The following is a 26,800-nucleotide window of genomic DNA, read 5'->3' as shown; positions in this document are numbered from 1 at the left end:
GCGGCGGTTCACTTCTAGAATGATCCAATCCAAAGGACATTCCAGAGAAGATCGACATGGCAATGAACGACACTTATGCGGCCAAGGAGCCGGCGCGCGCCGAGGTCGATGCGCTTGACGGCCCGACGGTGCTTGAATTTGGCGCACCGTGGTGCGGCTACTGTCGAGCCGCGCAGCCGTTCCTGTCCTCAGCCTTCACTGAACATCCCGATGTACGCCACATCAAGGTCGAGGATGGCAGCGGCCGACCGTTGGGCCGCTCGTTCAGGGTGAAGCTTTGGCCCACGCTGGTTTTTCTCGACAAGGGCAAGGAAATCGCGCGCCTGGTCCGGCCGGGCAGTGCCAATGAGATTCGGCAGGCGCTTGCGAAAATCGACGCGCCGCGTTGAACGGCAACGCATGGCTATACTGCACATTCCCTCCCGCTAATTTTTACACCATGCACTTCGATCCTGAACTGCTGGAGAAACTGCGCGCCGCACGGCGAATCACGATTTTTACCGGCGCGGGCGTTTCTGCGGAGAGCGGCATTCCAACTTTCCGTGATGCGCAGACCGGCCTGTGGGCGCAATTCCGTGCCGAGGACCTGGCCACGCCGGAAGCCTTCCGCCGCGATCCGGTCACCGTGTGGAACTGGTATGCCTGGCGACGCAAACTGATACGCGACGTGTTGCCCAATCCGGCGCATCTGGCAATCGTGCAACTGGAACGACTGGTCGAACACGTTACGGTCATCACGCAGAATGTGGATGGTCTGCATCAACGCGCGGGCAGCAGCGATGTGATCGAGTTGCATGGAAATCTGCTGGACAACCTCTGTTCCGAATGTCGGCGATCAGTGGCAGAGATCAAGGATGACGAGGTGCCGCCGACCTGTCCGTATTGCGGTGGTCTGGTGCGGCCCGGTGTCGTGTGGTTCGGTGAAGCTTTACCGGCGCAGGCGTGGGAGCGGGCGGCCGAAGCAATGGATGCGACGGATGTATTTTTCTGTGTCGGGACATCGAGTCTCGTCGAGCCGGCCGCGAGTTTGCCGCGTCATGCGCGCGCCTGTGGCAAGACCGTGATTCAGATCAATCCGGAAGTCACCAGTCATGATGAGATTGCGCAGTATGTCTTGCGCGGCAAGGCGGGCGAGGTGTTGCCGGCCTTGTTGCGCGCAGCCTGGCCGTCAGGATCCTGATTCGCATCCGTCAACCGGCCGCAAACCATTCCTGTTTGTATGCTTCGCACTCCACGAGGATTCTCATGCAAAACGATGAACAAGCGATACGTGATCTCATTGCGGACTGGCAAAGCGCGGCGGCGGCGGGCGAGGTGGAGCGCCTGCGCGACATGATGGCGGAGGACGTGGTCTTTCTGGTGCCGGGGCAAGCACCTATGCATGGCAGGCAGGCTTTTCTGGATGCATTCGAGGAAGGGCTCAAGCATTACCGCATCGCATCCCATGCCGAGATAAAAGAAATCGACGTCGCAGCAGACCTTGCGTATTGCTGGACGAAGCTGGCCGTCACGGTGACGCCGCATGAGCAGGGTTTGCCGATGCGACGATGCGGCCATGCGCTCACCATCTTCAAGAAACGCGATGCGCGCTGGGTTATCGTGCGCGACGCCAACATGCTCACTCCGCAGCCCGCAAGCGCTCCGGCCGAGCGAAGCTGAACTGTTCACCATCCTTCCACCTGCAGCGAGGCAAGCCGTCGATTTCCGACGCCGGACTGTAAGCCTTACGTCGCGCTTGTAAAAACTGCTTTGCACCTGTCGCCTTGGGCATCCGGAATTGCAGGGAAAAGGCGTGCCGCATCTCGCATCGAGTATCGGCATGGAAGTTGCGACACCTCCCCCTTCGCTTTGTCGAGCGAAGGATTCACGGTCCACCCTACTGGTCCCATGAAAGGAGTACCGCAATGGCTTTTGATTTATTCAGCGCGAAAGGCGCGACGCTTGACCAGCAGCGTTTCACCTGGCGCGACATGGTCGGCAAGCCGATCAGCAAACTCGACGATGATGCATTCACGCGCGTGCGTATCATCCTGATGAACGGCATCGAAACCGAAGCCTTGCGCTTCCAGCACATGGCAGCGCGCATGAACCGCGATCTGCGCCTGTCGCTGGCACGCACTCGCCGCACCGAGCAGCATCAGGCAACCATGGTCAACTGGCTGCTGGGTGCCGATCATTCACCTCTGGAAACGACAATTGCTTACGAACAGGTTGCGATCGAAGTGACCGCGGCCGTCGCTCAGACCGAGCCCGATTCGTATATCGCGCAGACCTATCGCTTCGGCATGCTGGAAGACTTCGATCACCTGTACCGCTACTCGGCACTGCTCGACCGGCTGGAAGGCAAGGATGCCAACAATATCCTGCAGAGCTACTCCGATATTCTTCCCGGCCGTCCCACGGTGGACGAACACCGTTCGCCTGTCGACGATGTGCGCGAGTCGTACGACCGCAACAAGGCCGCGCCGCTCACCAAGTTGCATGCATTGACGATCACTGCCGCCGAGTATCAGACGCACGATTACTACATGAATATCGGCCCCTTGTTCTCCGATCCGGTGGCGCGTCAGCTCTATGCGGAAATCGCATCGATCGAGGAGCAGCATGTGACGCAGTACGGGTCGCTGATCGATCCGCAGGAATCGGTGCTGGAGCAGTGGTTGCTGCATGAAGCGACGGAAGTCTACAACTACTACAGTTGCGTGGAGCAGGAAACCAATCCGCGCGTGAAGGCAATCTGGGAGCGCTTCCTCGACTACGAGCTGGGGCATTTCCATCACGTCGCCGAACTGTTCAAGCAGTATGAAAAACGCGATCCCGCCGAATTGTTCCCGACTGCCTTGCCGGAGCCGATCCAGTTCGCCAGCCAGCGCGATTTCGTTCAGCAGGTGTTGGCGCAGGAAGTCGATCTGCGCGCCAAGGGCACGCAGTTCGTCGACAAGTCGCAGGAAAGCCAGGCGTCGATCGACTATCGCACCCACATCAATTCCGACGGATCGCCGAGCGAGATTGTCGCAGGCGGCTATATCTGGTCGCCGGGTACCGAGCTGAACCGCAAGGTCGCGGTGGCGGTATGAATCACGAAACCAAGGAGCAGCAATGAAAGAGCAGATTCCAGTCGGCATGAATCGCACCGGCGTGCAGATGTCTCCGTTAGAAACGAGCTCCATGCAGTCCGGCATGCCGACATCAATGATTCCGGCGACGCCCGGCGACGATAGTGCTTTGGCCGAGATGCGCAGCAGCTATATCGTGAATGCCGAGCCGGTCGGCTCGGTCCCGGTACCCGGCACGGTGCGGGGCGCCATCACCACCGGCGCCTCGATGCTGATCGGCGACCACCCGCAGCTATTGTTCGACAAGCTCGGCGAGCGGCTGGCCTTCGAGCGCACCGGCACGCGCCTGTATGACGCGCTGATCACCAAGTTCGAAGCCACCCAGGATGACACCACCAGCATGACGCTGGCCGACCTGCAAAAAATCCGGCAGGATGAAGCGCGCCATTTTGCGATCATTGCCGACGCCATTGATACCCTGGGAGGCGATCCGACTTCGCAGACGCCTTGCGCCGATCTGGTCGGTGTGGAGACTATGGGTCTGATGCAGGCGGTGACGGATCCGCGCACGACCATTGCGCAGTCATTGCACGCGATCCTGATCGCGGAAATGACCGACAACGCCGGGTGGGAAATGCTGATTGCGCTGGCCGAGGATCAGAGTCAGCATGGCTTGATCAGTGACTTCAGCGTCGCGCTGGATGAAGAGCGGGTGCACCTGCAGCAGGTGCGAACCTGGCTGGAAGAAGCCACCCTGGGAACTGCGGTATCGGATGGCGCGCTGGTGGATGACATCGGCGACGCGACTCCTCCCCAGATGCATTGAGGCGTGCGGGGTTTTCCGCTCTCCCGCGCGGGAGGGCGGATTAGGTGGCGCGCTCGGCCTCGGTCTGCGTCAGATAAGTCACCAGCTGGCGCGCTTGCGCCGACAGTTCGTCAAGACTGCGCACGCCGAGCCGCAGCTCCCGCGTCGCCCATGAATCGTCCAGCGTGACGATGGCCGCCGCCATCGCTGCGCAATGCCGTTGCGCGGCGGCCTCCGGCATGACCGCCAGCCCTACGCCTTGCGTGACAAGCTGCGCCAGCGCAAAAAAGCTCGGCGCACGTACCCGCACCGTCAGCGGCCGTCCGAGCATGGTCGCCATCTCTTCCACAAAATGCTGCATCGCGCGTTCCGCCGGCATGCCAACAAACGGATAGTTGAGCGCTTCGTGGAACTGGCAGTGGCCGCGTGCGGCCAGACCATGCCCCGCCGGCACGAACAGCACGAGCCGGTCATTCCGGAAGGGCAAGGACACGATCCCGGACAGAGGTAGATTGCCATCCAGCACGCCGATATCGATGTCCCCCGCCTGCAGGGCTTGCAGGATCTCCTGGCTGGGCTGTTCCTCGACCTGCAGATCGACATCCGGGTAGTCGATCAGGAAGGGGCCGAGGGCGGGCGGCAGAAACGTGCTGTTGGCCACCGTGTTGGCCGCGAGCTTGATCGTGACGCGTCGCCGCCCGGCCAGGGAATCCAATGCCTGGTTGAGCTGCAAGGCTTCCGCCAGCACCCGTCGCGCGTGGTCGAGAGCGATGCGGCCGTCCGAGGTCGGCGTCATGCCATCCGCGTGTCTTTTAAACAAGGTGAGACCGAGCCGGTGTTCCATGTGGCGCAGGCGATTGCTGGCCGCCGACAGGGCAATCGGAAAATCGGCGGCGGCGCGGCTCAGGCTGCCTGATTCGGCAATGGCCACCAGCAAGCGCAGGTCGGTCAGGTCGAAACGCAAGCTTTCTCCATTCGAGAAGGGAAACTACAGAAAATGCGTATTTTAGCGCCAAGCCCTTCTCGGCAGAATAAGGTTTCAACAATCTCCTGCCTGTCCGCCATGATCCGTAAAGCACGTGACCACGCCAGCCATTGGGCACAAGACGGCCGCTTGTATGCAGTGTTGTCGGCTTGCGGCTTTTCGCTGAAAGCCGTTTTCGTGAAGCTTGCCTATGCGGCCGGACCGGTCGAGCCGCTGACGTTGCTGGCGCTGCGCATGGCCTTTGCCCTGCCGCTCTTCCTGTGGCTGATATGGAAAAGCAGCGGCCCCGAGGTCAAGGCGCTGACGGCCAGCGACGTGGCGCGCATCTTCGCACTGGCCTGTCTCGGTTATTACCTGTCGAGCCTGTTCGATTTTTACGGCTTGCGCTCTATCACGGCCGGGCTGGAGCGGCTCATTCTGTATCTTTACCCGACGCTGGTGTTGTTACTGCAGGCCTGGCGCACCCGGCATTGGCCGCACAGGCGCGCCTGGCAGGCGATGGCGATCTGCTATACCGGCCTTGCCATCGCCTTTGCCAATGACCTGCATCAGGCAGGCCACGGTAACGAGGTGCTGATCGGTTCGGCGTGGGTGTTTGGCAGTGCGGTGAGCTACGCCTTGTACTACTTCGGCACCGGCGAGATGGTGAGCCGCATCGGTTCCATGCGCCTGTCCGGTCTCGCAGGCAGTGCTTCCTGCCTGCTTGTGCTGGCGCACTTCCTGTTTTTCGGTCATCCGCAGGCATTGGCGAGCATGCCGACCGGCGTGTGGAGCAACGCCGCACTGATGGCGGTGCTGTCCACGACACTGCCGATCTACTGGCTGGCCCTGGCGATTCAGCGTCTCGGCGCCGGCGATGCGGCTGCGGTGGGCACCCTGGGGCCGGTGATGACGGTGTTTGCCGCATGGCTGCTGCTGGGGGAATCGCTGTCGGTACTGCAATTGGCAGGGCTGGTGCTGGTGATATTCGGCGTGATGCGCCTGAAGCCGGCGCAGGCGTCGAAGATTACCGCAAACGCCTCGCTCGCCGCGCAAGCGCAAGCCATCCGCAAGTAGGAACCGCAATGGACCAGGGACTCATCCTTTTGACCATCACCTCATCGCTGACTTTCCTGCTTGCCGGCTTCGTCAAAGGCATCATCGGGCTGGGACTGCCAACAGTCGCGATCGGCTTGCTCGGTCTTGTCATGACCCCCGCCAAGGCAGCGTCCCTGCTGGTCGTACCCTCGCTGGTCACCAATGTCTGGCAATTGCTGGCCGGTCCCGCATATGCACCACTGTTGCGGCGTTTCTGGCCGATGCTGGCCGGATTCTGCGTCGGCACCTGGGCAGCGGCGGGATGGGTTGGCGACGCCAATGGACACGCGACCACCATGCTCGGCATTGCGCTGATCGCCTATGCGCTGCTCGGCCTGAGCAAGCGACGCTTCACGGTATCCGCCAGTGCCGAACGCTTCTTGTCACCGATCGTCGGCGTGACGACCGGCATGATTGCCGCCGCCACCGGCGTATTCGTGATTCCGGCGGTCCCGTATCTGAACGCGCTGGAACTGGAGAGGGACGAATTGGTGCAAGTGCTCGGCCTGTCATTCACGATATCGACGATTGCGCTCGGGATCGTGCTGGTGCACAACGGCATCTTTCAGCTCTCCGTCGCCGGTGCATCGTCGCTGGCCCTGGTGCCTGCGATGGCGGGCATGTTCGCGGGACAGCGGCTGCGTCGGCGGGTGCGGGCGGAGACTTTCCGCACCTGTTTCTTCGCCGGGCTGTTGCTGCTCGGTGCACATCTCGCCATGCGCCACCTCCTCGGCTGAATCTGCAGCCACGCAGTGCAAGTCAACCAGTTTCGCGGAATCGACGCGAATAGCAAATCGTGCGTTGCGAGAATTGAAACGGATTCAAACGCAGGCAGAAAAACACCGACAATATTTTGCGCCGCAGGATAGAAAAAGCACGGCCACACTATAAAATACAGGGTGTTGCATGAATATACAGATCATGTCCGAATCCGTTCGCATCGATAAGTGGCTGTGGGCCGCGCGATTTTTCAAGACCCGTTCCATGGCGACCGATGCTGTGGATGCTGGAAAAGTGCGTCTGAACGGCGATCGCGTCAAACCGGCGCGCAATGTGAAAATGGGCGACACGCTGGACATCGACAACGGCGCTACCGAATGGGAGGTGGTGGTGCAAGGGTTGTCGGACAAGCGCGGCTCCGCCTCTGTCGCTCAAACTCTTTATGCGGAAACGGAGCAAAGCGTCGCGGAACGGCAAAAAAAAGCAGAACAACGAAAATTATTCCGCGAGCCAAGCGAAGCGATCAAGGGACGACCGACCAAGCGCGACCGGCGACAACTCGACAAGTCGAATTACTGACTTTCTGTTTGTCCGGACACGCGTCCGCCATGCAATTGTGCATGGCTGTTTTGCCTGGCTGTTTTGCCTGTTTCGCGCGGCGGGAGAAGGAGACTTGAAATGCGTCTGAAAGCGGCTTTCCGACTCGAGAGCGCACTCTAAAATGGCGTGCGGCACACTCTAGAATCGAACCTCTAAGTTCCCGTTTGACATTTATACCCCGGTGGATAATAGTACGAGCGTTCGCTTCAGGTTTATCCCCCGATGCAGTTTTTTGATTTTTTGATAGGGCACTACCGTGGCAACTCATATAGCTGAGACGACAACTAAATTCATGCGTAAGGGCGAACTCACCCGCGCCGCAATTCTTGACGTGGCACTTGATCTCGCCAGCCGTGACGGGCTGGAAGGGCTGACCATCGGTCTGCTCGCGGACAAGATGAACATGAGCAAGTCGGGGGTGTTCGCGCATTTCGGTTCACGCGAGGATTTGCAGATCGAAGTCGTCAAGTTGTACCACCATCACTTCGAACAGGAAGTGTTCTATCCCTGCATGAAGGAGCCGCGCGGTCTGCCCCGTCTGCAGGCGATGTTTGCCCGCTGGGTCAAGCGCGTTTCCGTGGAAATCGCATCGGGATGCATCTATATCAGCGGCGCGGTCGAATACGATGACCGTCCGGGCGCCATCCGCGAAGAACTCGCCGGCATGGTGCGCGCATGGAAAGACGCCTTGCGCCGCTGCGTGGTGCAGACCATCGAAATGGGGCATTTGTCCACCAGTACCGATCCGGACCAGCTGGTCTTCGAAATGTACGGGTTGATTCTTGCCCTGCACCATGATGCCCGTTTCCTGAAGTTGCCTGGCAGCGTGAACCGCGCCGAAGTCGGGTTCGAACGTTTGATCAGTAGTTACCAGAATCCGCAGCCCGCCGACAAGCCGGCCGCAAAACAGAACCCCAAATCCGCTGTCAAGAAAACAGCCTAATACGTTTAGTCGTCAGGAGATAAAACCATGGGTCAATATGTCGCTCCATTGCGTGATATGCAGTTCGTCTTGCATGAACTGCTGAAGGTGGAAGATGAATTCAAGCAATTGCCTGCGCACGCAGAGATTGACAAGGACATCATCAACCAGGTGCTGGACGAGGGCGGCAAGTTCGCTTCGGAAGTGCTGTTCCCGCTGAATCATTCCGGCGACCGCGAGGGCTGCGAGCTGGACAAGGAAACGCACAAGGTCAAGACCCCGACCGGCTTCAAGGAAGCCTACAAGCAGTACGTCGAGGCAGGCTGGCCGGCATTGTCCTGCGACCCGGAATTCGGCGGCCAGGGCCTGCCGCTCGTGGTCAACAATTCGTTCTACGAAATGCTGAACTCCGCCAATCAGGCATGGACCATGTATCCCGGCCTGTCGCACGGCGCCTACGAATGCATCCATGAGCACGGCACGCCGGAGCAAAAGGCTCTGTACCTGCCGAAGCTGGTCTCCGGCGAATGGACCGGCACCATGTGCCTGACCGAAGCGCACTGCGGCACCGACCTCGGCCTGCTGCGCACGAAAGCCGAACCGCAAGTCGACGGCAGCTACAAGATCACCGGCGGCAAGATCTTCATCTCGGCCGGCGAACATGAGATGTCCGGCAATATCGTCCACCTGGTGCTGGCACGCCTGCCGGACGCTCCCTCGGGCACCAAGGGCATTTCCCTGTTCATCGTGCCGAAGTACCTTCCGAATGCCGATGGCACTCCGGGCAAGCGCAATCCGATCGTGTGCGGCGCGATCGAGGAAAAGATGGGCATTCACGGCAATTCGACTTGCCAGTTGAACCTGGACGGCGCGATCGGCTGGCTGATCGGCGAACCGAACAAGGGCCTGAACGCCATGTTCGTGATGATGAATGCAGCACGCCTCGGCGTCGGCATGCAATCGCTCGGCCTGACCGAAGTCGCTTATCAAAACGCATTGGTGTATGCGAAAGACCGTCTGCAAATGCGCAGTCTCTCCGGCGTGAAGGCACCGGACAAGGCCGCCGATCCGATCATCGTGCATCCGGACGTGCGCCGCATGCTGCTGACCGCCAAGGCCTATGCTGAAGCCGGCCGCGCATTCACCTCCTATGTCGCACTGCAGATCGACCGCGAACTCAACCATCCGGACGAGCAGGTGCGCAAGGATGCCGCCGATGAAGTCGCGCTGCTGACACCGATCATCAAGGCATTCATCACCGACAACGGCTGGATCGCCACCTCCGAATGCATGCAGGTCTACGGCGGCCACGGCTTCATCTCCGAATGGGGCATGGAGCAGTATGTACGCGATGCCCGCATCAACATGATCTACGAAGGTACCAACACCATTCAATCGCTGGACCTCTTGGGTCGCAAGATCCTGATGGACAACGGCGCCAAGCTGCGCAAGTTCGGCGACAAGGTGAAGGCATTCGTGGAAGAAAACTCCATGAACGAAGCGATGTCCGAATTCATCACGCCGCTGGGCGACATCGGCGACAAGGTCGGCAAGCTGACCATGGAGATCGGCATGAAAGCCTTCCAGAACCAGGATGAGGTCGGCGCTGCCGCCGTGCCTTACCTGCGTGTGGTCGGCCACATGGTGTATGCGTACTTCTTCGCGCAAATGGCGAAGATCGCGCTGGAGAAGCAGGACTCCGGCGACAATTTCTACAAGGCGAAACTGGCAACGGCGCGCTTCTACTTCGCACGCCTCTTGCCCGAGACCGCCATGCTCATCCGTCAGGCGCGTTCCGGCGCAGCCAACCTGATGGCGCTCGAAGCAGACCTGTTCTAAGAAAAAAAACAGCCATGGAGCTCTCCGGGGGGAATCAGAATCTCTGAATCCCCCGGTCCTCTATCACCTTAGCAAAGGGTAAATTATGTCCAATTTCATCGTCAAAAAAGTCGCCGTGCTCGGCGCAGGCGTGATGGGTGCGCAGATCGCCGCTCATTGCGTGAATGCCAAAGTCCCCGTCGTGCTGTTCGACCTGCCTGCCAAGGAAGGCCCGAAGAACGGCATCGTGCTGCGTGCTATCGACAACCTGAAGAAACTCAGCCCGGCACCGCTGGGCAACAAGGATGACGCTGCGCTGATCCAGGTCGCGAATTACGAAGACAACCTCGACATCCTCAAGGGTTGCGACCTGATCATCGAAGCCATCGCCGAGCGCATGGACTGGAAGCACGACCTGTACAAGAAGGTCGCGCCGTTCATTGCACCGAATGCGATCTTCGCCTCCAACACCTCGGGCCTGTCGATCACGGCGCTGTCGGAAGGTTTTGACGTCGAACTGAAGGCGCGCTTCTGCGGCGTGCACTTCTTCAACCCGCCGCGCTACATGCACCTGGTCGAACTGATCCCGACCGTGGCTACTCGTCCGGAAATCCTCGACCAGCTCGAAGGCTTCCTGACCACCACCCTGGGCAAGGGCGTGGTGCGTGCGAACGACACGCCGAACTTCATCGCCAACCGCGTCGGCGTGTTCGGCATGTTGTCCACCATTTACCAGGCAGAGAAATTCGGCCTGTCCTTCGACGTCGTCGACGACCTGACCGGGGCCAAGCTGGGTCGCGCCAAGTCAGGCACCTTCCGCACCGCTGATGTGGTCGGCCTCGACACCATGGGTCATGTGATCAAGACCATGGAAGACAATCTGCCGAACGATCCGTTCTTCCCGATCTACAAGACGCCCGCCGTGCTCCAAACCCTGATCGGCGCCGGCGCGCTCGGCCAGAAGGCCAAGGCCGGTTTCTACAAGAAGGTGGGCAAGGACATCCTGCGCTTCGATCCGGCCAAGAACGATTACGTGCCGTCCGGCGCTAAGGCCGACGAATTCGTGGCGCGCATCCTGAAGGAAAAGGATCCGGCCAAGAAGATCAAGGCATTGCGCGAATCGACCAACCCGCAGGCGCAATTCCTGTGGTCCATCTTCCGCGACGGCTTCCACTACATCGCTGTTCATCTCGCCTCCATCGCCGACAATGCGCGCGATGTCGACTTCGCCTTGCGCTGGGGCTTCGGCTGGGCCACCGGCCCGTTCGAGAACTGGCAAGCCGCCGGCTGGCAGCAGATCGCGACCTGGGTGCAGGAAGACATCGACGCAGGCAAGGCACTGTGCAATGCGCCGCTGCCGCAATGGGTGTTCGACGGCCGCACCGGCGTGCATACGCCGGAAGGTTCCTGGTCGCCGGAGAAGAAGGCTTACGTGCCGCGTTCCAGTCTGCCGGTCTATCAGCGCCAGGCATTCCGCGCGCCGCTGATCGGTGAAGGCGCTGCCGACGGCAAGACTGCGGGCACGACGGTATTCGAAGACGACGCCATCCGTCTCTGGCATCAGAACGACGACGTGCTGATCATGTCGCTCAAGACCAAGATGCATACGATCAGCCTGGGTGTCGTCGCCGGCATCAACAAGGCGATCGATGAAGCAGAAAAGAACTACAAGGGCCTGGTCATCTGGAACACCGACGCAGCCGAAGGCGGTGCATTCTCCGCGGGCTTCGATCTGCAATCCGTGATGCCGCTGTTCATGTCGGGTGGCGTGAAAGCCATCGAGCCGGAATTCGCCAAAGGGCAGCAGGCCATTCTTCGACTCAAGTATGCCAACGTGCCGGTCGTCGCGGCCGTGGCCGGCCTCGCGCTGGGTGGCGGATGCGAACTGATGCTGCACGCTGCCAAGCGCGTCGCATCGATCGAATCCTACATCGGCCTGGTGGAAGTGGGCGTTGGCCTGGTTCCTGCCGGCGGCGGTTTGAAGGAAGCGGCAGTGCGTGCTGCCAACGATGCGAAGGGCAACGATATCCTGCAATTCCTGAAGACCTACTTCATGAATGCAGCGACGGCCAACGTGTCGAAGTCCGCGCTCGAAGCGCAGCAAATGGGCTACCTGAAGCCGACCGACACCGTTGTCTTCAACGCACATGAACTGCTGCATGTGGCGAAGGTCGAGGCCCGCGCCATGTTCGACGCCGGCTACCGCGCCCCTGCGCAGAAACTGGTGCCGGTTGCCGGCCGCTACGGCATGGCCACCATCATGGCGCAACTCGTCAACATGCGTGACGGCGGCTTCATCTCCGCGCACGACTACAAGCTCGGCGCGATGATCGCCGAAATCGTGTGCGGCGGCGACGTGGACCAGGGCAGCCTGGTCAGCGAGCAATGGCTGCTCGACCTCGAGCGCAAGGCATTCCTGGAACTGCTGATGCACCCGAAAACGCAAGAGCGCATCATGGGCATGATGCAGACCGGCAAACCCGTCCGCAACTGATCGCCCACCCACACGGACACGGAGCATACAAATGACTAAACAACTTCAAGAAGCCTACATCGTTGCCGCTACCCGCACGCCGATCGGCAAGGCGCCGCGCGGCATGTTCAAGAACGTCCGTCCGGACGACCTGCTGGTGCGCGTGATCCAGTCCGCCATGTCCCAGGTGCCGAACCTCGATCCGAAACTGATCGAAGACGCCATCATCGGTTGCTCCTTCCCGGAAGCCGAGCAGGGTCTGAACATGGCGCGCAATGCCGTGCTGCTGGCCGGTCTGCCGAACACCATCGGCGGCGTGACCATCAATCGCTACTGCGCATCCGGCATTACCGCCGTCGCCATGGCCGCCGACCGCATCAAGGTCGGCCAGGCTGACGTGATGATCGCCGGCGGTGCTGAGTCGATGTCGATGGTGCCGATGATGGGTCACCATCCGTCGATCAACATGAACGTGTTCAAGGATGAAAACATCGGCATGGCCTATGGCATGGGCCTGACCGCTGAAAAGGTCGCGCAGCAGTGGAAAGTCTCGCGTGAAGCGCAGGACCAGTTCTCGGTCGAATCCCATCGCAGGGCGCTGGCTGCACAGCAGGCAGGCGAATTCGACGATGAAACGACTTCGGTCGAGATCATCGAACGTTTCCCGAACCTGGCAACCGGCCAGATCGACATCAAGACCCGCACCGTCAGCAGGGACGAAGGCGCGCGTCCGGATACCAGCATGGAAGGCCTGGCAAGGCTGAAGCCGGTGTTCGCTGCCAAGGGCTCGGTCACGGCGGGCAACAGCTCGCAGACCTCCGACGGCGCAGGCGCGCTGATCCTGGTCAGCGAACGGATCCTGAAGCAGTTCAACCTGACGCCGCTGGCCAAGTTCTCGTCCTTCGCGGTGCGCGGCGTTCCGCCGGAAATCATGGGCATCGGTCCGAAGGAAGCTATTCCGGCTGCCTGCAAGGCCGCAGGCATCACGCAAGACCAGATCGACTGGTTCGAGCTGAACGAAGCCTTTGCCGCACAATCGCTGGCCGTGATCCAGGACCTCGGTCTTGACCCCTCCAAGGTCAACCCGATGGGCGGCGCAATCGCTCTCGGCCATCCGCTGGGCGCGACCGGCGCAATCCGTTCCGCGACCGTGATTCATGCAATGCGTCGCAAGAACCTGAAGTACGGCATGGTCACCATGTGCGTCGGTACGGGCATGGGTGCCGCAGGCATCTTCGAGCGCGTATAAGGCCGTCTCGGATCGTAACGAAAAGCCGTACGGTGTGGCACTGTACGGCTTTTTCATTTTTTGCTGGAGAATGCGGCAAGCGCGCGCTTCCGGATAATCGGGCACAATCTATGGCCTGAGCTATTGCATCAACGCAGTCATACCAAGACTTGACAGGAGACTTATGGACATTCTGACCAACAAGGCCAAGGGAATTCTGACCATCGAATTCAACCGCCCCGAAAAGAAGAACGCGATCACCACGCAGATGTATCAGATGATGGCCGATGCCATCAAGGATGCGGAAAGCGACACGGCTGTGCGCGCGATCGTCATCCAAGGCAAACCGGAGGTTTTCACCGCCGGCAACGACCTGGAAGATTTCTTGAAAAATACCGCAGCCGAAATCGGCGACCGTCCTGTTGCGCAGTTCATGCGTGCCTTGAGCGGTGCAAGCAAGCCGGTGGTCGCTGCCGTCGCCGGCAATGCCGTCGGCATCGGCACCACGCTGCTGATGCATTGCGACTTGGTCTATGCGGCGGATAACGCCAAGTTCGCGATGCCGTTCACCCAGCTCGGCCTGTGCCCGGAATTTGCGTCCAGCATGCTGTTCCCGCAGATGGTCGGCTATCCCCGCGCTGCGGAGAAGCTTCTGCTCGGCGAAGCATTCTCCGCGCAGGACGCCTATGACATGGGTTTGGTCAGCCGCGTTGTGCCGGTCGCGGAACTGGCGGACTTCGCGCATGCCCAGGCCGCAACGCTGGCAGCCTTGCCTGCATCATCCCTGCGCACGACCAAGCGCCTGATGAAGGGCGCGCAGGCGGAAGCCATCAATGTGCGCATGATGGAGGAGAACAAGCATTTCGGCGAGATGCTGATGTCGAAGGAAGCGAAGGAAGCGTTTACTGCATTCTTTGAGAAGAGACGGCCGGACTTCACCAAGTTTGTGTGAAACCCGCGGCAATCATTCCGCCGGACAAGACCCGGCGGAATTGATCCCGGCCTGGAGCGACGAGGCAGGGTTCATTTCGATAGCGTGGGGCCGTGCTTCTTGTGCAGCAAGCGCGACCACCATCCTTGCCGGGATTCCGCATCCTCATCCGTTTTCGGCCTTTTGTCGTCGTCGTCCTCATCGTGGTGCGGCGAGAGCGATTCAACCTGCTTGTCGTACTCCAGGAAAAGCACTTTGCTCTCCAGCACCTTGATCACGCTTTCCTTGTCGGCAAGCCGCGCACGCAATTCATTGGTGACCTGATCCTTCACCTTGCGCAATTCCGCTTCAAGCGCCAGCGCCCGTTCCAGCGAACGGTTTCGTTCCTCCAGGAGCGCGATTTTGACCTTGTCCTTGGCGGAAACTTCGCCGTCATCATCTTCGCCCGTATGCAAGCGGCCATAAGTGCGCAGCAATTCGGACGTTTCGATCTGCGTTTCGCCTTCGGGAGAAACAGTCTTGCTCAGACGCCCCTTTTCAATGTCGCGATAGATCGTCGACCGGTTTTTGCGAACCAGTTTCGCCGCCTCGGTAATGGAGACAAGTGCCATAGGACAAAAAATCCGGATGCCAGGAATTCAAGATTGTTGTTCAGCGCCACATTAGTGGCCGCGTACTACTTGACATTATCGGCGCGAAAAAATTCTATGGCTGCCGTACAAAACCTTCAGATAAACGCGAAGCGCAAGCGCGATCACATCAAAGGACGTGTGCTGCCGTCAGGAGTTCTGTTCATATGCGGCAAGACGTCTTTGCTCATCCGGAGTGAAACGCGCATCCCGCAGTTGCTGCAGGGCAGCGGACAGATCGCTGCTGCCTGAATTTGCGAGCAGCCGCTTGCGTTCGACCAGATAGGCGTCGATGCGCGCTTTCCATTCCGCTTGTTCGCGGTCGACATCACCCAGGCGGTTGGCCGCCTCAGGACCCACACTGGCGGCACGCATCCGATAGACATCGTCGTCGCTGGCGCCTTGCTGGCGCATTGCGGCAGCCTTCTGTTCCAGTTGCACCGGCAATAAGGTGGCGTCGCGCATCTCCTGCAATGGCTTTGGCAGAGCGGCATCCAGCGCGGCCAGCTTTTCGCGCTTCTGCGCATCGCTTAGCGATTTGTCCTGATAGATTTCCAGGCGCGCCACCGCATCGTTGTCGTAGGCGTCGTCCGCCCCAAACATACCTTCGATTTCCTTGTCGCTGAAAAATTGCGTGCGGGTCTGCTGCAAGGCCAACAGACGGGCGCGTATCGCGTCGATGGCATTGCCGGCTAGCGAGGGATTTTTTTCCACCTCGACCAGAGCACGTTTGTAATCCAGATAACGCGACAGCAAATCCTTCGCCTGTACTGCCAACGATGGTGAAAGCCGGCGATCGAGCTCGCGCTCGATTTCGGCGCGGATGGCATCCAGGGACTGCTCGCCGACAGCGGCAAGGTAGTACTCGAACAAGTTCCGAAGCTCACGGTCGACCGTCAATGTATTGTCCTTGCCCGGCCTGACCTCGCCATCGGGCCGGGTTCCTTCGAACGAGCGCACAAAGGGAAAAAGATTCGGCTCGGCGTTGCGCGCAATGTGGGGCGCAGGGGATTCGCGCATCGACATGACACCCAAAACAAGTGCCACGCCGAGCGCGACCGCACCCAGCCAGAGGATACGGTTTCCTTTCATCTTACAGTCCCATTCCTTGCAGGCGGTTGGCGTGCTGGCGGAACAGCGTGACCGGATTGGTCTCGAAGATATTGACCAGGCCGATGGTCTGGTTCACTTCGTCCATGTGATTCATCGCATAATCGTCGCGGATCACGCGGCCGAGGTGCGTGGAGCAGCTCGCGACCAGGCCATCATTCTTTGCGCCGCTGAACGCGAGCGAGGTCAATGCGAGCGCCGGATCGATCACATCGAGAACGTTGGTGTATGGCTTGGCCCCGCTCCACGAGAAGTAGGAAACGCCGCGCGCCTGATATGCGCCTTCGCCGCAGGCTGTGGGAGGAACGCCTTCTGGATGCGCTGTATTGAACGCTGCCATGGTCGCAGTCGTCTGCGCCTTGATGGCGGCCGATCCGTTCTGCGGCATGCCCGACCCGCCCGACAGGAAATCGATCAGCGTACCGATGGCACCGACGATGGAGTTGAAGACCGTATCGCCGAAACTTCCCGGTGGCAGCGCGCCGGTGATCACATCCGCTACCTTCGAACCTTTGTTGACGCCGCCCACCGTTGTCACCGAAGCGATCAGATCCGGACGCACCGAGGCGACATAGCGCGACGTCGGCCCGCCATGGCTGTGCCCGATCAGGTTGACCTTGGACGCGCCGGTAATGGCAAGGATTTGCTGTACCTGGGTGAGCAGTTGTTCACCGCGCACTTCGGTGCTGTTGGTCGCCGATACCTGCGCGACATAGACTTTGGCGCCGCCGTCGCGCAGGGCGGACGGAATGCCATACCAATAGCCGAACGGCCCGATGTTGTCGAAGCCGAGCAAGCCGTGCACCAGCACGATCGGATAGCGGGTTTGGGTATAGCCGGCGGCCCAGGACGGGGTGGAAAGGATGGGTAGAACCATCGCGGCTGCGAGCAGCCACGACCACAGCTTCTTCTTCATATTGTGTGTCTCCATGATTGTTGTTGGTATTGCTGGAAAGTCGTCGCTACGGTGCTTATCTCTTCATGTGTTTGCCTCCATTCGATGTATCGATAAAAAATTGGCGCGCGGAAACGCACTTCCCGCCGGGAAAAAAGTAGAGTGAAGCCTCTTAAAAATCACGCCGCGGCTCTGATAAATTCGATGTGCGAACAAGCACGGCGACGCGAGCAGTAGCGCAGGAATCGCATTCAGGTTAAGGGGAAATCGGCAGTAGATTCAACTGAAAGGTTTTCATTTCAATCCATGAACAACAGACATATCAGCCGTATCGATTTGAACCTGCTGGTGGTGCTGGATGCGATTTGCGCCGAAGGCAGCATCACCAGGGCGAGCGAAAAGCTGAATCTCACGCAATCGGCGATCAGTCATGCGCTGACGCGCTTGCGTATGTTGTTCGACGATCCCCTGTTCGTCCGGGAGGGGCGCACGATTGTGCCCACGCCGCTGGCACGCAGTCTGACCGAACCGATCCGGCGCTCCTTGCGCGGTATCGAGATCACGCTCAATGAGGCAGGGCGCTTCGAGCCGTCCAGCACGCGGCGGCGCTTCACGATCGCGGTGCGCGGGATGCTGGAGTTGATGTTGTTGCCGCCGCTCTTGCAGTACATCAGCGGCAGGGCGCCGGGAGTGGACATCGCAGCGGTGAGCGTGAATCGTCGTGACCTGGAACAGGAGCTCGAAACGGGAGCCATCGACGCCGCGATCGACGCGCCCCTGCCGGTATCGCCGAATGTGCGGCGTACCGCGATACCGGTGGGCGCAATGGTGGTGGTCGCACGGCAGGATCATCCTCACATTCAGGGCGAACTGACGCTGGCAACTTACATGAGACAGGGACACATCCTGGTCAGCACGCGCAGGCGCGGTCCCGGCTTGCAGGACCTGGAATTGGGACGGCATGACCTGCATCGCCGTGTCCGCCTGCGCTGTCAGGATTACTTCACCGCATGCAGCGTGGTGAGCAGAACCGACTTGCTGCTGACCATGCCCGAGCGCCACGCCGAAACCTTCAATCGGCCATTCGACAACTGCATCTATGCGCTCCCGTTCAGCATGCCGGACATCGAAGCGTACTACTACTGGCATAACAGCTCGACAAACGACCCTGCCAATTGCTGGTTGCGCGAGCAGGTGGCGGAAGCGCTGCGGCAGGCCTGACTTCAGGTACCGCGCCTGGATTGCAGCGCCGTCTTGCGGATCGTGTCCAGTGTCGCGTTCGGCGTGATGAGATTGGCGTCGTAACGCAGCTCGATGAGTGCAGGCAGACCGCTTGTGGCGATATGCGATTGCGCGCGCTGCAGTGCGGGTGCAAAGGCCTCAGTCGTGTCGACAGTTTCGCCGTAGGCGCCGTACGCGCGCGCCAACGCGGCAAAGTCGGGATTCTGCAATTCGGTGCCCGACACACGCGCCGGGTATTCCCGTTCCTGGTGCATGCGTATCGTGCCAAAGGCGCCGTTGTTGAAAACGATGAACAGCACGCCCGCACGATACTGCACAGCGGTCGCCAATTCCTGCCCGTTCATCATGAAGTCGCCATCGCCCGCGAAGTTGAGGACCATGCGCTGCCTGCCGTGCGCCTGTTCAACGATTTTCGCGGCAACGGCGGCCGGCACGCCATAGCCCATGGCGCCCGAAGTCGGCGCGAGTTGCGTCCTGAATCCGCCATACGGCCAGAAGCGATGTGCCCACGTGGCGAAGTTGCCCGCGCCATTGGCGAGAAGCGTATCGGCCGGCAGTTCGGCTTTCAGCGTTTGCACGACTTGCCAGAGATTGAGCTTCTCGGACGTGCCCTTGAATATCGGCGGTTCCGCCTGCCATGCCTGCAGCTCGGCGCGTGCTTGCGTCACAGTGTCTTTCCATGCGCTCGCATCGACCTGCGCCATGTCGGCCAGCGCCGCTGCGATTTGCGGCATGCCGCTGTTAATCATCAGGTCCGCCTGATAGACGCGGCCAAGCTCTTCCGTCGAGGCATGTACATGGATCAGCTTCTGCTGCGGCACCGGCGCTTGCAGCAATGTATATCCACCGGTCGTCATTTCACCCAGGCGCGGGCCGATGGCGAGGATCAGGTCGGCCGACTTGATGCGCTCGGCCAGCTTCGGGTTGATGCCGATGCCGACGTCACCGATGTATTGCGGATGGCGATTGTCGAGCAGGTCCTGGAAACGAAACGCGCAGGCAGTCGGCAATGCATTGGCTTCAATGAAACGGCGCATGTCGTCGCAGGACGCATTATCCCAGCCGGCGCCGCCGAGCACGACCAGAGGGCGCTGTGCGACGCTCAGCATGTCGCGCAGTCGCGCCACCTGTGCCGGCGATGGCGAAGCCTGTACCGGCTGATACGGCCGCGCGTCGGGTACGCTCGCCGAGCTGGCCAGCATGTCTTCCGGCAGCGCGAGCACGACCGGGCCGGGGCGTCCGCTGGTGGCGACCTGGAAAGCGCGCGCGACGTATTCGGGGATGCGATCGGCCCGATCGATTTGCGCAACCCATTTGGCGAGGGTGCCGAACATGCGCCGGTAATCGATTTCCTGGAAGGCTTCGCGTTCGACAAAGTCGTTGCCGACCTGGCCGACGAACAGGATCATCGGCGTTGAATCCTGCTGTGCCGTGTGCACGCCGATCGCTGCATTGCTCGCACCGGGACCACGTGTGACAAAGCAGATGCCGGGCCGGCCGGTCAGCTTGCCGTAGGCTTCGGCCATGAACGCCGCGCCGCCTTCGTGGCGATTGACGATGAAACGGATCGGAGAATCGTGCAGTGCGTCGAGCACCGCGAGATAGCTTTCGCCCGGCACGCCGAATGCGATATCGGCCCCATGGGTCTGGAGTGCATCGACCAGTATCTGGCCGCCGGTTCGAGTTGTCAGCATGGTTTGTCGGAGTTCGAGAAAAACAATACCGTAGCAGAAAACGACGGAGCGGGTGATGCGGTAGAATGCGGTGTGAAGCAAGCCAGACAGCCGCTGGCCATCGCGAGATGGCGGGAGGAAGGTCCGGACTCCACAGAGCAGGGTGACGGCTAACGACCGTCCGCCGTGAGGCGCGGAACAGGGCCACAGAGACGAGCGTATTAAGTTACGGTGAAACGCGGTAACCTCCACCCGGAGCAATTCCAAATAGGCACGCATTGATGCTGCTCGCGGAGCGTGCGGGTAGGAAGCTTGAGCCGTGGAGTAATTCACGGCCTAGAGGAATGGCTGTCATAACGGTCGAGGGCAACCTCGCCCGTCGTAACAGAATCCGGCCTATCGGCTTGCTTCACTTTTCTTTCATGCCGCGGCATGCGGCATTCCCAGCATTGAATTGCACACAATCTGCTGTGCCGCACCATGGTGTGCAACTTGAGCAAGCTCAACGTGCGCAAGGGCGATTCCGGTAAAGTTCGAAACCTCAGTTCGAAGGGCCGATAAAGAGCCCGCCGGCCGTGGGATGGAAACAGCGAATAGCGCGGGATCGTGAACCCGGGTGCCCTTCAGTTTTAGCGGCCGCTAAGTAGTATCTCCAGGTGCATCCGGAAGCGCCTTCCTGCTTCCGAAACTTCATCCCACGACCAGCGGGCTTTTCTCCGCGCGCCGTTCAACCGGACAATGAAAAAAACGCCACGCATGCCGTGGCGTTTTTTTTCGGGCGAACTGCACATCAGCCGCCGAAGTAGGTGCCGGTCGCGGAATCGCCGCGTGCGGCGCGAATCGCTTCCTTGCGCACGTCATCGCGTGTGCGGGTCGATGCGACGTGGTTGAATTCGACGTATTCGGTCTGTGCCAGTTGACCTTGCTGGCGGGCTTGCTCGAGTTCTGCGCGGACTTCGGCGCGCGTCTTGACGGACTGCACATTGCTGAAGTCGACATATTCGGTATTGCCAGCGGCAAAGGCGGAACCTGCAAGAGCAAATGCGGCAACGGCGGTGATCAGATTTTTCGCTTTCATTTTCATTCTCCAAAAAAGTGGGATTCGGGCTCGGCGGATCGGGCAAAAGGGCAGCCGGTGGATCCTGCTTCGGTGAGTCGCACTTCCTGTGTGCTCATCGATGAAGCACAGTGTAAGCATTGCTCATGTTGAGAAAAAGACTGTAAAAACGAATGCATCATTTCGAAATTGGAAACAATAGGGGCGTAATCACCAAAAATGCCACAGGGAGATGTCTTGTTTCGACCCGAAAATCCTTACTTTGGAAACTTTGACTTGGGTCATTGGCGATAAATGTCAAGGCTCCTATATTGACCTTGTCTGTTGCAAAACAGAAATTTCGCCACAATCAGGAAGGGGCTACTGTGGAAATATTCGAAGCCGATGTTGCTATCGTCGGTGCGGGCGGTGCCGGACTGCGGGCGGCAATTGCAGCCGCCGAGCAGGACCCGACACTCAAGATCGCACTGATTGCCAAGGTTTACCCGATGCGCAGCCATACCGTGGCTGCAGAAGGCGGATCGGCCGCCGTGACGCAAGCGCATGACAGCCTGGATCATCATTTCAACGACACCGTGCATGGCGGCGACTGGCTGTGCGAACAGGACGTGGTCGAGTACTTCGTTGAAAACTGTACCCGCGAAATGATCCAGATGGAGCACTGGGGCTGCCCGTGGAGCCGCAAGGAAGACGGCCATGTCAACGTGCGCGCGTTCGGCGGCATGAAGATCGAGCGAACCTGGTTCGCTGCCGACAAGACCGGCTTCCACATGCTGCACACCTTGTTCCAGACCTCGATCAAATATCCGTCGATCAAACGCTTCGATGAATACTTCGTCTGCGACCTGATCGTCGAAGAGGGACGCTGCCAGGGTGTGGTGGCGATCCAGATCAGCACCGGCAAATTCGTGCTCATCAAGGCCAAGGCGGTCGTCATCGCCACCGGCGGCGCCGGGCGGGTATTCCGCCAGAGCACCAACGGCGGCATCGTCACCGGCGACGGCATGGCGCTGGCCTACCGTCACGGCGTGCCGCTGCGCGACATGGAATTCGTGCAATACCATCCGACCTGCATGCCCGGCACCGGCTTGCTGTTCACCGAGGCCTGCCGCGGCGAAGGCGGCATCCTGGTCAACAAGGACAACTATCGATACCTGCAAGACTACGGTCTCGGGCCGCCGGATCCGTGGCCGCGCAAGAAGGCGATGGAGCTTGGTCCGCGCGATCGCCTGTCGCAAGCCTTCTGGCATGAGGACCGCAAGGGCCGCACCATCGAGACGCCGCAAGGCTCCGCCGTGCTGCTCGACCTGCGCCATCTTGGCGAGAAACACATCCTTGAGCGTTTGCCGCTGATCTGCGAGATGGCCGAGCGCTTCATGAATATCAACCCGGTACATCAACCGATTCCGGTGCGCCCGGCTGTTCACTACACGATGGGCGGTATCACGGTGAACGGCAAGACTGCTTCGCCATTGCCAGGCTTGTATGCGGCAGGCGAATGCTCGAGCGTGGGCATCCATGGTGCGAACCGTCTCGGCTCCAATTCGCTGGCGGAGTTGTGCGTGTTCGGCAAGGTGGCAGGCGACGAAGCCGCGCGTTTCGCACGTACAGTCTCGTACAGCGCGGGATCGAGCATCGTGAAGCAGGCTGGCGATGCCCAGCAGCGTGCACTGTCTCTGGTCAAGCGCGAAGGCGGCAAGGAGCGCATCTCGGTGCTGCGCAAGGAAATGGCGCTGGCCATGGAACGCGGTTGCGGCATTTATCGCATCGGCAAGGAAATGCAGGAAACCTGCGACAAGATCGACGAACTCAAGCTGCGTTTCCGCAACGTGGGCGTGGATGACAAGTCGAGCGTCTGGAATACCGACTGGCTCCAAGCGATCGAACTCGGCTTCCAGCTCGATGTGGCGCAGGCGATGGCGTATTCCGCGTTCAACCGCAAGGAATCGCGCGGCGCCCACCAGCGCATCGACGGCTATGAAGAACGCGACGACGTCAACTTCCTCAAGCACACTCTCGCTACATACAAGGGCGTTGACGCGCCGGCCATCGGCTGGGGTGATGTGAAAATCACCAAGTCGCAGCCGGCTGTCCGTGCCTACGGTGCGGCGGGCGAGGCGGCGGCAGCCGCGGAGCAAAGCAAGGAGAAAGCCCATGGCTGACATGCAAAGGGTGATCGAGATCGAGGTCCTGCGTTATCGCCCCGAGCTGGACACCGAACCGTTCTTCCAGACCTATTCCGTGCCGTTCACCGATGACATGTCGGTGCTGCAGGGCCTGCAGTACATCAAGGAAGAGCTCGACAGCACGCTCAGTTACCGCTGGTCCTGCCGCATGGCGATCTGCGGAAGCTGCGGCATGATGATCAATGGCAAACCTGAATTGTCCTGCCATACCTTCCTGCGCACCTTCTATCCGAACAAGCTGCGGGTGGAGCCGCTCAACCACTTCCCGATCGAGCGCGATCTGGTGGTGCGTCCGGACGACTTCATCAACAAGCTGGAAAGCATCAAGCCCTACATCATTGCGAAGGAAGTGCGCCGGCTGGATCAGGGCGAATACCTGCAGACGCCGGAACAGCGCGATCGCTACGAGCAGTACAGCTCCTGCATCAATTGCATGCTGTGCTACGCAGCCTGTCCGCAGTACGGCCTGAACAATGAATTCATGGGCCCCGGCGTGCTCGCCCTGCTGCACCGTTACAACGAAGACAATCGTGACGGCGCCAAGGCGGAACGCATGGAGATCGTGAACGCGGAGGAAGGCGTGTGGAACTGTACTGCAGTCGGCTACTGCTCCGAGGTCTGCCCGAAAGGAGTGGATCCGGCCAGCGCGGTCAACCTGAACAAGATCAACAGCGCCAAGGATTTCTTCTCCAACCTGATCCGTCCTAAAGGAGCCGTCAAATGAGCAATCAGCAAAGCGACGCGCGCCGGCCGTATGTGCGTTCGATGGACGGCTGGTGGCGCAAGAACCCGTTCTTTGTCCGGTACATGGCGCGCGAAGTCACGGCCTTCGTGGTAGCGGCGTACGCGATCATGCTGCTGATCGGACTGCTCAGTCTGGCGCGCGGCGAAGCCGCCTTCAACACCTGGCTGGGGGTGCTCACGCATCCGGTCTCGATCGTGCTGCACCTGCTCGGGCTCGTGGGGATGGTGTACCACACATGGAGCTGGTTCGAGATCATGCCCAAGACCATGCCGCCGATGTATTCCAACGGCAAGCGGGTTGAAGGTAGTGTGATCACGACCGTCGGCGTGGTGGTCGCGGTGGTCGTCACGCTGGTGATTTTCCTGCTGGTCTGGAGTGTGAAGCCATGAAAAAAAGATCCAACGCGCCGATTTTTTGGGCACTGTTCGGCGGCGGCGGCATGCTGTCCGCATTGACCGGCCCGGTGCTGATTTTCATCACCGGCATCGCGGCTCCGCTCGGTTTCCTGCTCCCGCATGAGCTGATGAGCTATCCGCGCATGCTGGCCTTCAGCCAGAACATCATCGGCAAGCTCTGCATCCTGGCGGTGATCATCCTGTACCTGTGGCACGCCGCGCATCGCATCTTCAAGAGCCTGCACGACGTCGGGATTCATCCGAGCCCGGCATCGAAGATGGCATGCTATGGCACGGCATTCATCGGCAGTGTGCTGGCGATTTACGCAGTGCTGGCAGTCGGCTTCTGAACGAACGCCTGGCGGAGAAAGACTGAAGCGCGTCCGGGTAACGGACGCGCAATCTCTTCAATGACCATTCCCGGTCAGTTGCACATACAGTTTCGGTAACACCTGCGGCAGCATCGCAGCGTCCCGCACCACGACATACCCGCCCGCGCCGAACAGATGCGGAAGGTAATCCCCCGCTTCTTCATCGATGGTCACGCAAAACGGCGTGAGCCCGAGCCGTCGCGCCTCGTGGATCGCCATGCGCGTGTCTTCGATGCCGTAGCGGCCTTCATATTTGTCGAGATCGTTCGGCTTGCCGTCGGTGAGGATCAGCAACAAACGCCGTGCGGATTTCTGCTTGGACAGGATCGCCGCCGAGTGACGGATCGCCGCTCCCATCCGCGTATAGAAGCCGGGCTTGAGCGCCGCCAGCCGTCCGCGGATCGTGTCGTCGTAGCGTTCGTCGAAGCCTTTCAGGAGGTGGTAGCGCACGTTCTCGCGGCGCACCGATGAAAAGCCGTACAGCGCAAAGCGGTCGCCGGTCGCCGCCAATGCCTCGCCGAACAGCATCAGGCTGTCGCGAATGACATCGATGACGCGCGCCGAATTATTCACCCATGCATCGGTCGACAAGGACAGGTCCGCCAGCAGAAGGCAGGACAGATCGCGCAACTGGTTGCGGCTGTCGATGTACAGGCCCGGCTCGGATACCGGCGCACCGCTGGCTTTCTCCGCCTGGTAGCGCACGCAGGCATCGAGGTCGAGGTCGCTGCCCGAGGTTTGCGCGCGCAGGCGGGCGCGCTGCGGTGCGAGTGCCTGGAACTGGTTGCGCAGGCGCTTCGCGTTGGCGCGCAAGGCGACCGGCAGTTCACAAGGTTCGGCGTCGCGTGCCAGCAGCATCTGCAGGCGGCAGTGCTTCGCTTGCAAGATTTGCTTGCGATAGTGCCACTCCGGAAGCAGGATGCCGTCGGCGAGCACCAGGTCATCGTCGGCTTCTGCCGGCAGATCGAGATCGAAGCGGACCCGGCTGGCGGTCGTCTTGCCATCCTGCGCGACGCTCATGACTTCGAGGTCCTCGGCCGCCTTCGCCGCATTCTCGTTGTCGTCCTCATCCAGGTCGCGATTGACCTTCACATACTCGGCCCACGAGAACAGGCTCTCGGCGCGGAACAGCAGGATGAACGGACTGTCGGGTTTCGGCATCTCGACGTTCTCGGCGCGGCGCTTGCGTGCGTCGGCGTCGCGCTCCACCTTGCCGCCCTCGGGCTGCTCCGGCTCGGCGCTGCCCGCCTTGCGGCTTTCGCCTGCTGCCGTCGGTGGTTCGGGATGCAGCCAGAGCGGCACCGGCGCTGGCGGACGACGCCCCGGCACATATTCATTCACTGAACCGGGATCGCACAGCGCGGCCTGAATCGCCGCTTCCGCCGCGGCGTCCGCAGGCGGCAGCGAAGCGGGGGACGGACGCCGGGCGATTTCGGCGGCGGTCAGCTTCATGTAGCGCGAGACCATCCCGGGCAAGGCCAGCAGGGTCGCCTGGGTCGCCTTCTGGTTGCGGACGATCCAGCTCTCGTCGGGTGCGACGTCATGCGCGGCGAGCGCGATCAGCCACAGATAGAGTTCGCGATTCTGTTCGCGCTCCGGATAGATGTCGATCGATGACGGCAAGTGCAGCGTGTTCTCGTCGCTCCAGGCCAGTTCGATTTTTTCGCCGACACCGGCCACGCGTTCCAGCCATCCGCGCCGCGCGCCGTGTTCCGTGGCGGTGCCGGCACGGACGTTCAGGCCGGCGTCGCCGCCCAGCGCGCGAAAGAAGATCGGTGCGATCTTTTCCATGTCCTTCAGGTCGACACGTGCCTTCGGAAAGCCGCGATAGGCCGTCCGCGTAATCAGCTTGTCCCACAAGCCGCCGACGAATTCTTCCATG

At 60.5% G+C, this 26,800-nt stretch carries 25 protein-coding genes and 1 other RNA gene; 19 read left to right on the top strand and 7 right to left on the bottom strand.

The features are described 5' to 3' along the window. Positions 1 to 56: 56 nt before the first annotated feature. The 5 genes from E6W33_RS00705 (at position 57) to E6W33_RS00685 (ending at position 3,882) form a co-directional block, all read left to right on the top strand. Entirely contained in the window at positions 57 to 389 is a 333-nt protein-coding gene (locus tag E6W33_RS00705; RefSeq protein WP_136413248.1) for a thioredoxin family protein, read from the top strand. Between the two features lie 50 nt (positions 390 to 439). Then, positions 440 to 1,180, top strand: coding sequence for an NAD-dependent deacylase (locus E6W33_RS00700; protein WP_136413247.1), 741 nt, complete (start codon positions 440 to 442; stop codon positions 1,178 to 1,180). Positions 1,181 to 1,245: 65 nt separating this feature from the next. Then, a complete protein-coding gene (locus E6W33_RS00695) occupies positions 1,246 to 1,659 on the top strand; it encodes an SgcJ/EcaC family oxidoreductase (RefSeq protein WP_136413246.1) in 414 nt (137 codons plus the stop codon). Positions 1,660 to 1,904: 245 nt separating this feature from the next. Then, positions 1,905 to 3,077: a hypothetical protein gene (locus E6W33_RS00690; RefSeq protein ID WP_136413245.1), complete on the top strand. Its 1,173-nt coding sequence runs from the start codon at positions 1,905 to 1,907 to the stop codon at positions 3,075 to 3,077. Positions 3,078 to 3,099: 22 nt separating this feature from the next. Beyond that, on the top strand, positions 3,100 to 3,882 hold the full coding sequence (locus tag E6W33_RS00685) for a ferritin-like domain-containing protein (protein ID WP_247869475.1): 783 nt from the start codon (positions 3,100 to 3,102) through the stop codon (positions 3,880 to 3,882). Between the two features lie 40 nt (positions 3,883 to 3,922). Here E6W33_RS00685 and E6W33_RS00680 read toward each other — a convergent pair whose 3' ends face one another. Continuing rightward, positions 3,923 to 4,825: a LysR substrate-binding domain-containing protein gene (locus tag E6W33_RS00680; protein ID WP_136413244.1), complete on the bottom strand. Its 903-nt coding sequence runs from the start codon at positions 4,823 to 4,825 to the stop codon at positions 3,923 to 3,925. A 99-nt stretch (positions 4,826 to 4,924) separates the two neighbouring features. On the opposite strand from E6W33_RS00680, the gene E6W33_RS00675 reads away from it, so the two are divergent. The 8 genes from E6W33_RS00675 (at position 4,925) to E6W33_RS00640 (ending at position 14,636) form a co-directional block, all read left to right on the top strand. Then, entirely contained in the window at positions 4,925 to 5,902 is a 978-nt protein-coding gene (locus E6W33_RS00675; RefSeq protein WP_136413243.1) for a DMT family transporter, read from the top strand. A gap of 8 nt (positions 5,903 to 5,910) precedes the next feature. Beyond that, positions 5,911 to 6,660 carry a sulfite exporter TauE/SafE family protein gene (locus E6W33_RS00670; protein WP_136413242.1) on the top strand — a complete coding sequence of 250 codons (750 nt, stop codon included), beginning with the start codon at positions 5,911 to 5,913 and terminating at the stop codon, positions 6,658 to 6,660. A 184-nt stretch (positions 6,661 to 6,844) separates the two neighbouring features. Continuing rightward, positions 6,845 to 7,222 (top strand): RNA-binding S4 domain-containing protein, encoded by a 378-nt coding sequence (locus E6W33_RS00665; protein WP_136413241.1) that lies wholly within the window; start codon positions 6,845 to 6,847, stop codon positions 7,220 to 7,222. Positions 7,223 to 7,535: 313 nt separating this feature from the next. Further along, positions 7,536 to 8,186, top strand: coding sequence for a TetR/AcrR family transcriptional regulator (locus E6W33_RS00660; RefSeq protein WP_136413240.1), 651 nt, complete (start codon positions 7,536 to 7,538; stop codon positions 8,184 to 8,186). Between the two features lie 27 nt (positions 8,187 to 8,213). Beyond that, positions 8,214 to 10,004: an acyl-CoA dehydrogenase C-terminal domain-containing protein gene (locus E6W33_RS00655; RefSeq protein WP_136413239.1), complete on the top strand. Its 1,791-nt coding sequence runs from the start codon at positions 8,214 to 8,216 to the stop codon at positions 10,002 to 10,004. Positions 10,005 to 10,089: 85 nt separating this feature from the next. Next, entirely contained in the window at positions 10,090 to 12,477 is a 2,388-nt protein-coding gene (locus E6W33_RS00650) for a 3-hydroxyacyl-CoA dehydrogenase NAD-binding domain-containing protein (RefSeq protein WP_136413238.1), read from the top strand. Positions 12,478 to 12,508: 31 nt separating this feature from the next. Next, positions 12,509 to 13,705, top strand: a complete 1,197-nt coding sequence (locus tag E6W33_RS00645) for an acetyl-CoA C-acyltransferase (protein WP_136413237.1) — start codon at positions 12,509 to 12,511, stop codon at positions 13,703 to 13,705. A gap of 163 nt (positions 13,706 to 13,868) precedes the next feature. Continuing rightward, the gene (locus tag E6W33_RS00640) at positions 13,869 to 14,636 is read left to right on the top strand and encodes an enoyl-CoA hydratase (protein WP_136413236.1); all 768 of its coding nucleotides are present in this window, start codon (positions 13,869 to 13,871) and stop codon (positions 14,634 to 14,636) included. Between the two features lie 71 nt (positions 14,637 to 14,707). Here the strand turns inward: E6W33_RS00640 and E6W33_RS00635 are convergent, their stop codons facing one another. The 3 genes from E6W33_RS00635 to E6W33_RS00625 form a co-directional block, all read right to left on the bottom strand. Then, entirely contained in the window at positions 14,708 to 15,226 is a 519-nt protein-coding gene (locus tag E6W33_RS00635; protein ID WP_136413235.1) for a hypothetical protein, read from the bottom strand. A 168-nt stretch (positions 15,227 to 15,394) separates the two neighbouring features. Then, positions 15,395 to 16,336, bottom strand: coding sequence for a lipase secretion chaperone (locus E6W33_RS00630; RefSeq protein ID WP_136413234.1), 942 nt, complete (start codon positions 16,334 to 16,336; stop codon positions 15,395 to 15,397). 1 nt (position 16,337) lies between these two features. Continuing rightward, positions 16,338 to 17,270, bottom strand: a complete 933-nt coding sequence (locus E6W33_RS00625; RefSeq protein WP_136413233.1) for a triacylglycerol lipase — start codon at positions 17,268 to 17,270, stop codon at positions 16,338 to 16,340. 285 nt (positions 17,271 to 17,555) lie between these two features. Here E6W33_RS00625 and E6W33_RS00620 point away from each other — a divergent pair, with 285 nt between their 5' ends. Then, on the top strand, positions 17,556 to 18,470 hold the full coding sequence (locus E6W33_RS00620) for a LysR family transcriptional regulator (protein WP_136413232.1): 915 nt from the start codon (positions 17,556 to 17,558) through the stop codon (positions 18,468 to 18,470). Between the two features lie 2 nt (positions 18,471 to 18,472). Here the strand turns inward: E6W33_RS00620 and E6W33_RS00615 are convergent, their stop codons facing one another. Next, positions 18,473 to 20,185, bottom strand: a complete 1,713-nt coding sequence (locus E6W33_RS00615; RefSeq protein WP_136413231.1) for a thiamine pyrophosphate-binding protein — start codon at positions 20,183 to 20,185, stop codon at positions 18,473 to 18,475. A gap of 74 nt (positions 20,186 to 20,259) precedes the next feature. Between E6W33_RS00615 and rnpB the strand changes: the two genes are divergently transcribed. Next, positions 20,260 to 20,579: RNase P RNA component class A (gene rnpB / locus E6W33_RS00610), an RNA gene on the top strand. Between the two features lie 375 nt (positions 20,580 to 20,954). Here the strand turns inward: rnpB and E6W33_RS00605 are convergent. Beyond that, positions 20,955 to 21,242: a DUF4148 domain-containing protein gene (locus E6W33_RS00605; RefSeq protein WP_168798475.1), complete on the bottom strand. Its 288-nt coding sequence runs from the start codon at positions 21,240 to 21,242 to the stop codon at positions 20,955 to 20,957. A 344-nt stretch (positions 21,243 to 21,586) separates the two neighbouring features. Here E6W33_RS00605 and frdA point away from each other — a divergent pair, with 344 nt between their 5' ends. The 4 genes from frdA to frdD are packed head-to-tail and all read left to right on the top strand — an operon-like array spanning position 21,587 to position 24,897. Continuing rightward, positions 21,587 to 23,383 (top strand): fumarate reductase (quinol) flavoprotein subunit, encoded by a 1,797-nt coding sequence (frdA, locus tag E6W33_RS00600; protein ID WP_136413229.1) that lies wholly within the window; start codon positions 21,587 to 21,589, stop codon positions 23,381 to 23,383. Beyond that, the gene (locus tag E6W33_RS00595) at positions 23,376 to 24,131 is read left to right on the top strand and encodes a succinate dehydrogenase/fumarate reductase iron-sulfur subunit (RefSeq protein ID WP_136413228.1); all 756 of its coding nucleotides are present in this window, start codon (positions 23,376 to 23,378) and stop codon (positions 24,129 to 24,131) included. The genes frdA and E6W33_RS00595 overlap by 8 nt, the downstream gene beginning before the upstream one ends. Continuing rightward, positions 24,128 to 24,541: a fumarate reductase subunit C gene (locus tag E6W33_RS00590; protein WP_136413227.1), complete on the top strand. Its 414-nt coding sequence runs from the start codon at positions 24,128 to 24,130 to the stop codon at positions 24,539 to 24,541. Before E6W33_RS00595 ends, E6W33_RS00590 begins: the two co-directional genes overlap by 4 nt. Then, positions 24,538 to 24,897: a fumarate reductase subunit FrdD gene (frdD, locus tag E6W33_RS00585; RefSeq protein ID WP_136413226.1), complete on the top strand. Its 360-nt coding sequence runs from the start codon at positions 24,538 to 24,540 to the stop codon at positions 24,895 to 24,897. Before E6W33_RS00590 ends, frdD begins: the two co-directional genes overlap by 4 nt. Before the next feature lie 57 nt (positions 24,898 to 24,954). Here frdD and E6W33_RS00580 read toward each other — a convergent pair whose 3' ends face one another. Then, the gene (locus E6W33_RS00580) at positions 24,955 to 26,799 is read right to left on the bottom strand and encodes a VWA domain-containing protein (protein ID WP_136413225.1); all 1,845 of its coding nucleotides are present in this window, start codon (positions 26,797 to 26,799) and stop codon (positions 24,955 to 24,957) included. Between the last annotated feature and the right edge of the window lies 1 nt (position 26,800).

Origin of the sequence: Herbaspirillum sp. ST 5-3, from assembly GCF_004804275.1 — a bacterium.
Classification (GTDB): Bacteria; Pseudomonadota; Gammaproteobacteria; order Burkholderiales; family Burkholderiaceae_D; genus Noviherbaspirillum.
Note: the sequence above shows the minus strand (reverse complement) of the source record. Positions and strands in the feature narration are given on the sequence as shown.